The sequence below is a fragment of the Endothiovibrio diazotrophicus genome (assembly GCF_054657215.1).
Genome location: NZ_BAAHXB010000178.1, coordinates 1 through 6,671, shown reverse-complemented (window position 1 = coordinate 6,671; position 6,671 = coordinate 1). Strand labels below are relative to the sequence as shown.

At 65.3% G+C, this 6,671-nt stretch carries 9 protein-coding genes; 7 read left to right on the top strand and 2 right to left on the bottom strand.

Annotated elements, in window-relative coordinates; all coding sequences use genetic code 11:
* Positions 1–25 precede the first annotated feature (25 nt).
* Positions 26–217 (bottom strand): Thivi_2564 family membrane protein, encoded by a 192-nt coding sequence (locus tag ACYQ2W_RS24810; RefSeq protein WP_459873461.1) that lies wholly within the window; start codon positions 215–217, stop codon positions 26–28.
* Between the two features lie 473 nt (positions 218–690).
* Between ACYQ2W_RS24810 and ACYQ2W_RS24805 the strand changes: the two genes are divergently transcribed.
* From ACYQ2W_RS24805 to ACYQ2W_RS24795, 3 genes are all read left to right on the top strand, one after another.
* Positions 691–1,158, top strand: coding sequence for an Hsp20/alpha crystallin family protein (locus ACYQ2W_RS24805; protein ID WP_459873459.1), 468 nt, complete (start codon positions 691–693; stop codon positions 1,156–1,158).
* A 17-nt stretch (positions 1,159–1,175) separates the two neighbouring features.
* The gene (locus ACYQ2W_RS24800; protein ID WP_459873457.1) at positions 1,176–1,571 is read left to right on the top strand and encodes an Hsp20/alpha crystallin family protein; all 396 of its coding nucleotides are present in this window, start codon (positions 1,176–1,178) and stop codon (positions 1,569–1,571) included.
* 128 nt (positions 1,572–1,699) lie between these two features.
* On the top strand, positions 1,700–2,341 hold the full coding sequence (locus tag ACYQ2W_RS24795) for an OmpA family protein (RefSeq protein ID WP_459873454.1): 642 nt from the start codon (positions 1,700–1,702) through the stop codon (positions 2,339–2,341).
* Positions 2,342–2,377: 36 nt separating this feature from the next.
* Here the strand turns inward: ACYQ2W_RS24795 and ACYQ2W_RS24790 are convergent, their stop codons facing one another.
* Positions 2,378–2,629 carry a hypothetical protein gene (locus ACYQ2W_RS24790; RefSeq protein ID WP_459873452.1) on the bottom strand — a complete coding sequence of 84 codons (252 nt, stop codon included), beginning with the start codon at positions 2,627–2,629 and terminating at the stop codon, positions 2,378–2,380.
* Positions 2,630–2,900: 271 nt separating this feature from the next.
* On the opposite strand from ACYQ2W_RS24790, the gene ACYQ2W_RS24785 reads away from it, so the two are divergent.
* The 4 genes from ACYQ2W_RS24785 (at position 2,901) to ACYQ2W_RS24770 (ending at position 6,596) form a co-directional block, all read left to right on the top strand.
* Entirely contained in the window at positions 2,901–4,001 is a 1,101-nt protein-coding gene (locus ACYQ2W_RS24785) for a class I SAM-dependent methyltransferase (protein WP_459873450.1), read from the top strand.
* Positions 4,002–4,158: 157 nt separating this feature from the next.
* Positions 4,159–4,365, top strand: a complete 207-nt coding sequence (locus ACYQ2W_RS24780; protein WP_459873448.1) for a CsbD family protein — start codon at positions 4,159–4,161, stop codon at positions 4,363–4,365.
* A complete protein-coding gene (locus ACYQ2W_RS24775) occupies positions 4,358–4,672 on the top strand; it encodes a BON domain-containing protein (protein WP_459873446.1) in 315 nt (104 codons plus the stop codon). The genes ACYQ2W_RS24780 and ACYQ2W_RS24775 overlap by 8 nt, the downstream gene beginning before the upstream one ends.
* 130 nt (positions 4,673–4,802) lie before the next feature.
* A complete protein-coding gene (locus ACYQ2W_RS24770) occupies positions 4,803–6,596 on the top strand; it encodes an ice-binding family protein (RefSeq protein ID WP_459873444.1) in 1,794 nt (597 codons plus the stop codon).
* Positions 6,597–6,671: the final 75 nt, after the last annotated feature.

Genomic DNA, 6,671 nt, shown 5'->3' with positions numbered 1-6,671 from the left:
GGCAAAGCCGGGGGAGCGCGTCGCCTCAGCGACCGATGCGGACGCTGCCCAGCGCCCCCAATATGCCGAACACCTGTAGCAGCCACAGCGCGACGACGATGACGACGACGATGTTCAGGATGTTCTTGATCTTTCGATCCATGGGAATGTAGGTGTTGATGAGCCAAAGCAGTACGCCGACGACGATCAGGACGATGATCAGGTTGATCAGGGGCATGGGGGTTCTCCAGTCGATCATTGGGTGGATAGCGCCGGCATCCTCTTTCAGCGAAGAGCCGGAACGCCGAATACCGGTGAAAAATTAGCCGGATGTCCATGCGCGGTCTGTGCGGAAACGTACGCTGCGAGGTCAATGGCTCCTCCACTGCCCGGATCGACCTCCCCGCGCGCTTCACCATCCGGCCGATCCGGCGCCCTCCCGCCGATGCGCCCGCCTCCAGGGCGTGGCGCGGGGAGACGTTCTCGCGGGGCAATGTGCGCTAGCAGACGGACGCCGAAGGCGCTCCCGCATATCCTCACATTCATGAAGAGATTCAGGGGCCCCGCGCCTGCATCGAGCAGGCGACGGCTGAGAGAGGAGCGCGCTCCCGCGACAGCGGGCGCCGTCTTCGTCCACCGGCCCGATCCCGCGGTGAGTGTGGCCGACCCGGCTGTGTTCGCCATTCGTCAACTTCAGCGAGGAGATATCCCATGTTTGGCTATATGACCGGCCGCGAAGGCGACTTTTTCGATCGGTTCGAGCGCGTGCGCCGCGAGGTGGACGAGGTGGATCGGTTGTTCGGCGGTTGGCCGACGATCTCGGGCATCCGCTCGGTGGCCGCCGACACCTTCCCCGCGCTCAACGTCGGTGTCTCGCCGGAGCAGATCGACGTCTATCTGTTCGTGACCGGGGTAGACCCCGAGCACCTCGACATCTCGCTGCAACAGAATCTGTTGAGCGTGGTCGGAGAGCGACTCGTCGCATACCCCGAAGAGGGCCATGTCTATCGCCGCGACCGCTTCGGCGGGGCGTTCCGGCGGGTCGTCAACCTACCGGAGGACGTGGACCCGGAACAGGTGGGCGCCGTCTACCGCGATGGGGTGCTGCACATCACCGTGCAGCGGCGCGATCAGGTGAAGCCGCGCCGGATCGAAATCGGGCAGGCGACCGACAAGTAATCTTCAGGAGATCGACCATGAACGAGAACACGGAAATGAAGGCCCCGGAGGCGCGCGAGATGGAGCCGCGGGATCAGCCCGAGGTGGTGCTGAGCCCGCCGGTGGACATCTATGAGGACGAGCAGGGCATCACCCTGACGGCGGACCTGCCGGGGGTCACGCGTGAGCGTCTCACCATCCAGGTGGATAAAGACACCCTGGCCATCGAAGGTGAAGTGTCCATCGAGGCGCCCGAAGGGATGGAGATGCGCTATGCGGAGGTGCGGGCGACCCGTTACCGTCGCGGCTTCACCCTGAGCCGGGAGTTGGAGGCGGACAAGATCAGCGCCGCCATGAAGGACGGTGTCCTGACCCTTCGGATACCCAAACGGGCCGAGCTGCAGCCCCGCAGGATCGAGGTCGCGGTGGACTGACGGGCCGAGGCGGCGCGTTCGTATATCGCCGCCGCCGTCGAGGCCATTCGGGTGCCCGATGCATGCATCGCGCGCGCTTGGACTGGAGCGATATCCGCATCCAGGAGACCCGATGAGGAGAACACATCATGAATTCAAGATACAGACAACGACTCGTCGCGATTTCGGTGGTGATGGCGGGATTCGGCGGCGCGGCCGCCGCGGCCGACACCACGGACAACCCCGGCTACCTGTTCGACCGTTGGGGCGACGTGGTAGTGAACGACTATGGCGAGTGCTGGAGGACCCGCTGGTGGGAGCCGAAGTACGCCATCGAGAAGTGCGATCCGGAGTACTTCGTCAAGGCCGAGCCCGAGCCCGAGCCGGTAGCGGTACCGGTACCGGTGGTCGAGCGCTTTGCCCTGGATGCCGACACCTACTTCGACTTCAACGGGGAGACCCTACGCCCGGAAGGGCGAGAGATGCTGCGGGATGGGATACGTCGCATCCGGGGTTTCCAGCGGGTGGAGCACATCACGATCACCGGTCACACCGACCCCATCGGCAGCGACGCATACAACCAGGCGCTGTCGCAGCGTCGCGCCGCGAGTGTCAGGGATTATCTGGTGGAGCAGGGTATCGATGCCAACCGGATCACCGCCCAAGGCGTGGGAGAGTACCAACCGGTCGCGACCTGCCCCGGCAAACGTGGCCGCCGGCTGATCGAATGCCTCCAGCCCAATCGCCGGGTGGAAATCGAGATATCCGGTGTCAAGGCAATGGCTCGATGAGCCTGTAGGGCTCGCGAAGCACTACGGGACGCCCTTTCAGAAACGGGCCGGCCGCGGCTGCAATGCCTGCCAGTTCGGTACGTCGAGGGCTACCACCCGTCCGTCGGCGTACTCCACCAGGGCGCGTTCCCGGGTGGCGGTGATCACCGTCAGGCTGCGGTTCAGCCGATCGCGGAACACCGCGCCCTCCTGCCAGGGGGGCGCGGACGCGGTGGCGGTGTCGCGGGGAGATTCGTCGGCACCGGAAGGGTCCGGCTGAGTGAACGGAAGAAGGGGTGTCATGGACATGATGGCTCGCTCCCTGTTTCGATCGCTTGAGTGCACCGGCCGTCGGGCCGGCGCCGCGGGGTTTCGACGGCTTTCGCCATCTTTCACGGGGCAACGATACCCGGACCGAACGCGCAAGTCCGTGCGGAGCCACACATTCACGGGTGTCCGGGCGCAGGTCCCTGCGAACCCGACTTCGCCGTTCGAAGAGGAGGCACAAACAATGGTTCCCGACCGCGCAACGGCATCGACAACGGTCTATGACCGGACACTGGGACGGATTCGGAGGCACTTGACCGACCGGGTCAAGACGCCGTTTGAGATCCGCTTGTGGAGCAATCGCGTCTATCGCTTCGGGGAAGGGGAGCCGGCGGTCGAGATCGTGGTCCAGGATCGCCGGGGGCTCTCCGCCCTCGGCCGGCTGGACGAGCTGGGCATCTGCGAGGCCTACATGTCCGGCAGCCTGGACGTGGTGGGCGACATGCTGCGCTTCGTCAGCCTGCGCGGCGCATTGAGCGATCGCCACCCGTTGGATGCGCTCTGGCGCCGCCTTGCGCCACGGATCATCGGGCGGTTCACCGCCAACCGCCAGGCGATCGCCGCCCACTACGAATTCGCCAACGAGTTCTACCTCACCTTTCTCGATCCGACCCGCTGCTATTCGCAGGCGGTGTTCGAGCGCGACGACGAACCGCTGGAGCACGCGCAGCGCCGCAAGCTGGATTTCGCCATCGAGGCGTGCGGCCTGAAGGCGGGGGATCGCGTGCTCGACGTCGGCTGCGGCTGGGGCAGTTTCACCGAGCATGCCGGCCGGCGCGGCATCCAGGTGACCGCCCTGACCCTCGCCGAGCAGTCGGAGCGGTTCGTGAAGGCGTTGATCGAGCGGCTCCAACTCCCCGCCCGGGTGCTCAACCAGGATTTCCTGATGCATCGATCACGCGAGCCCTATGACGCGATCGTCATCCTCGGGGTGATGGAGCATCTGCCCGACTACCCCGCCGTGCTGCGCCAGTTCCGGCAGTTGCTGAAGCCGGGTGGACGGGTCTATCTCGACGCCAGCGCCTTCCGCGAGAAGTACGCCAAGCCCACCTTCGTCTCGCGCTACGTCTTCCCGGGCGACCACTCCTACTTCTGCCTGCACGATTTCCTCGCCGCGGTGGCCGGGACGCCGCTGGAGGTGCAGGCGGTCCACAACGATCGCCACAGCTACTTCCTCACCTGCAAGGCCTGGGCCGAGAGCCTGGAGGCCGCGCGGGAGGAGATCATCCGGCGCTGGGGCGAGTCGCTATACCGGCGCTTCCGCCTCTATCTCTGGGGATCGGCCTACGCCTTTTTTCAACGTGACATGGAGGCGTATCGGGTGGTCCTGGAGAGGCCGGGAGCGGTTCAGTAAGGCGATCCAACGCCCTTGCGCGGCACGGAGGGGCAAGCGGTATCGCGAAACGGCTCGCAATGTGCGCCAGCAGACAGAGGGTGAACGGGAGTCGGTATAGCGTAGAGATCCACCGAACGATCCGCCATCCGGCAACAACCGACGTAAGGAGCATGACATGAACTGGAACACCATCGAAGGCAACTGGAAGCAGTTCAAGGGCAAGGTCCAGGCGCAGTGGGGCGAGCTCACCGGCGACCATCTCGAAACGATTGCCGGCAAGCGGGATGAGCTCTCCGGCAAGATCCAGGAAACCTATGGCGTCTCGAAGGATGAGGCGGAGGCGCAGATCAAGCGTTTCGAGGAGGAGTTACATCATGAATAGGCTCGGCAGGTCGCTGCTCGCGGCGTTCGTTGCCGTTGCCCTGGTCGCCGGCGCCGGCTGTGCCTCCACATCGACCCAGGAAGGGAGCGGCGAGTATCTCGATGACAGCGTCATCACCGGCAAGGTGAAGACCGCGATCTTCCGGGACGCGACGCTGAAGTCCGCCGAGATCAACGTCGAGACCTTCAAGGGCGTGGTGCAGTTGAGCGGCTTCGTCAACTCCGCGGCGGATATCCGCAGGGCGATGGCGGTGGCGCGCGGGATCCACGGCGTGGTCTCGGTCAAGAATGCCATGCGGGTGAAATGAGCGCGGAAGTATCGCGCGACGGCATTTTTGCCCACCGTAGACGATCGAGGGGAAGACCTGTACGGGCATGGGAACTCCCCTCAATCGCCTCCGCACCACACCGGCCACCACCCGACGCGACCGGCGGGAAGTGACCAGGGAGATCGAGATGACCTTCGCTTGCAACCCTTTGCCTCGCCTGATGAGCGGGCTCGCCCTTCTGCTGTTGGCGCTGGTGAACGCCGGAATCGCCTCCGTCGCGTCAGCCGCGCCGTTTTCGATTACCGCCATCGGCAACAGTACGCCGCTGTCGGCGCGAATCATCGATGCCCACCTCCAGCCCGCGTCGGAGGATCTCGGCCAACCGGGCACGATCTGGATCGGCGCCGACATCCCCGGCGTCGGCTGGTATTTCCGGAGCGAGTCGGGGTGGATGCGATACGTCAACGGCTCCCGTCCGTCCTTCCGGGACGGCACGCTGGTCGAACAGGATGTGGAGGATATCCTCGGTGGGGTGCTGGATCTGACCGGCTATGTCGGCAGCGAGGTGTATGTCGGTTATGGCCTGGATGAGCAGGACATGCTCGCCGGACGGAAATACAGCGTGGTGGAGACCGTCGCGATAGGCAGCATACCCACGGTGACCGCCGCATGGCCGCAAGACGGCGCGGTCGGGCAACCGCTCAACAGTGCCGGAACGGCCGCTTTCAGCGAGCCGATGGACCCGGCGACGATCAGCGCGGCGACCTTTACCGTAACCCGGGGAAACACCCCCGTTGCCGGCACGGTCAGCTATTCCGGCACCACCGCGACCTTCCGCCCCACCGGCAATTTCGCGCCCGCCACCCGCTATACGGCGACCCTCACCACCGGTGCCAGAAACTTTTCGGGCAACGCATTGGCCGCGGACTACGTCTGGAGCTGGACGACCCGGGAAGCCCCGGACGAGAGCCCGCCGACCATCGGCGAGACCATTCCGGAATCGAACGCCACCGATGTCGCTCCCAACGGGCAAGTCACCGTGGTCTTTGATGAGGCGATGGATGCGGCAACGATCAACCCGACAGCCTTTTCCCTCGCCGATGGGAACGGCGACCCGGTTTCCGGCAGTGTCGAGCTGGCGGCCTCCGGTACCACCGCGGTCTTCACCCCCGCCGCCGACCTGGCCTACGGTAGCCGATACACGGCGACGATCACCAGCGGCGTCCTGGATCTGGCCGGCAACGCCTTGGTCAATTCGCTGGTCTGGAGCTTTACCACCAGCGCCGCACCGGCTGCGGGTCCGGCGCCGGTCATCCTCGGGACCGCGGGTGGCTATGCCATTCTGGCAAAGGCCGGCATCAGCACCGTTCCGACCTCCGCGGTAACCGGCAATATCGGCGTGAGCCCCATCGACTCGACGGCCGTGACCGGATTCTCGCTGATCCTGGATGCGACCACCCGATATTCGACCTCGCCGCAGGTTTTCGGAGAGGTCTACGCCGCCGACTACACGCCGCCCACGCCCACCCGGTTGACCACCGCGGTCAGCGACATGGAAAGCGCCTACACCGATGCCGCGGGCCGCGCCGCCGATGTCACCGAACTCGGCACGGGCAACATCGGCGGGATGACGCTGACGCCCGCCGTCTACAAGTGGGGGACCGCCCTTCTGATCCCCTCCGAGCTCACCCTCTCGGGTGGGCCGAACGATGTGTGGATTTTCCAGATCGCCCGGGATCTCATCGTGGAGAACGGGGCCGTGGTGACCCTGAGCGGTGGGGCGCGGAGCGAGAACATCTTCTGGCAGGTTGCCGGCGAAACCGCCCTGGGTACCACATCCAACTTCAGCGGGGTCATCCTGTGTCAGACACTGATTTCGCTGAATACCGGCGCGATCTTGAACGGTCGGGCACTGGCGCAGACGGCGGTTACCCTCAATGCGGGCACGGTAACGGCGCCCTAGGACTGCCTCTTACCCACAAATCGGCCATCAGCGCCCCCCGGAAGTGCCAGGGCAAGGCGCGGTGCGCGGCCAATG

Excerpts from the sequence above, each read along its gene's own strand:
- ACYQ2W_RS24790 (WP_459873452.1), bottom strand. The coding sequence starts at position 2,629 with ATGTCCATGACACCCCTTCTTCCGTTCACTCAGCCGGACCCTTCCGGT.
- ACYQ2W_RS24780 (WP_459873448.1), top strand. The coding sequence starts at position 4,159 with ATGAACTGGAACACCATCGAAGGCAACTGGAAGCAGTTCAAGGGCAAG.
- ACYQ2W_RS24775 (WP_459873446.1), top strand. The coding sequence starts at position 4,358 with ATGAATAGGCTCGGCAGGTCGCTGCTCGCGGCGTTCGTTGCCGTTGCC.
- ACYQ2W_RS24810 (WP_459873461.1), bottom strand. The coding sequence starts at position 217 with ATGCCCCTGATCAACCTGATCATCGTCCTGATCGTCGTCGGCGTACTG.
- ACYQ2W_RS24795 (WP_459873454.1), top strand. The coding sequence starts at position 1,700 with ATGAATTCAAGATACAGACAACGACTCGTCGCGATTTCGGTGGTGATG.
- ACYQ2W_RS24805 (WP_459873459.1), top strand. The coding sequence starts at position 691 with ATGTTTGGCTATATGACCGGCCGCGAAGGCGACTTTTTCGATCGGTTC.
- ACYQ2W_RS24800 (WP_459873457.1), top strand. The coding sequence starts at position 1,176 with ATGAACGAGAACACGGAAATGAAGGCCCCGGAGGCGCGCGAGATGGAG.